Genomic DNA, 1,074 nt, shown 5'->3' on the forward strand with positions numbered 1-1,074 from the left:
GTCCACCGTCGCAGCCAGTGCAGCGGCGTCGATGTCACAGACGTCAACCAACTCGCACTGATCGCCGAGCTTGCGGATGGCTTCGAAGTGGTTCTTGGCGATGCGGCCGCAACCTGCGAGCGCGAAGCGGATCTTGCGATCGACGATGGGGGGAGCGAACGAATTCATATGGAAACCGGAAAACTACAGAGCGAGGGCGTTTTGCCCTCGAAGAGCATGAGCAAGCCCGAGCGGAGCGCTCAGGCAGTCGGGCGCGACTGACGTATCAAGGTCGTGGCGGTGTGGACGCAAACGGCCAGCAAACCAAGCCCGAAGCCTAGGATCATCAGGATGCTGCGCTTTGGTTTGGATTTGCGCTCAGGAACCTGGGCCGTGTCGATGACCTGCAACTGGCCGCCATCGCGGCTTTCGTCCACGCGCGCGAGTTCGTACTGGCGGGCGATCAAATCGAACAGCGATTCTTGATACTTGAACTCGCGATAGGCGCCGACGTATCCCCCGCCTGAAGATTGCACCACCTGCGCGGCGCGGGTCAATTCGTCGCGCAAGCGGTTCACGGCGGCCGTCTGCTGCTGAATTTCCGGCGTGTGCTCGGCCAGACTGCTGCTCAGCATCTGCAGCTTGACCTCGGCGCTCGTCAGTTCGGCGCGGAGCTTTGCCAGAGCTTCGACGGCGGCCTTGGGTTCAGCCTTGATGGTTTCCGTCGAAACGCCGCTACCTTGCAAGGCCGCCTGCGCGGCATCGAGCTTGGCTCGCACCTGCTTGAGTTGACCTTCAAAGAAGGCCYGGCGCTGTTGAGCTTCGGTCAGCGTCAATCCGGCGGTGAGTCGACGAATCTCCTCGACGTAGCCATTGGCAATGTCGGCTGCGCGCTTGGGATCATGGTCATCGAACTCGAGCGTGATGACGCCGTCCTTCTTGCCCAGATTGATTCGAGTGCGGTCCATCAGCTTCAGCCGCGCATCGTGGGCCAGCTTTTCTTCGTAGACCGTCTTGAGGTCAAAGCGCTCCAGGATTCCGTCCGCAACGGTGCGGCTTTGCGCAAAGGCGACGTACTGGTCGCCCGTATTGCGC

Annotated in this window: 1 protein-coding gene and 1 pseudogene; both read right to left on the bottom strand. The window is 61.2% G+C overall.

What is annotated here, in order from left to right; all coding sequences use genetic code 11:
- Positions 1-168 (bottom strand): annotated as a pseudogene (locus AC1DU6_RS32370) (gfo/Idh/MocA family oxidoreductase); the annotation flags it as partial.
- 71 nt (positions 169-239) lie between these two features.
- A partial coding sequence (locus tag AC1DU6_RS32375; RefSeq protein ID WP_477862328.1) for a GNVR domain-containing protein occupies positions 240-1,074 on the bottom strand: 835 nt, incomplete at its 5' end.

The sequence above is a fragment of the Roseateles sp. P5_B10 genome (assembly GCF_056400485.1).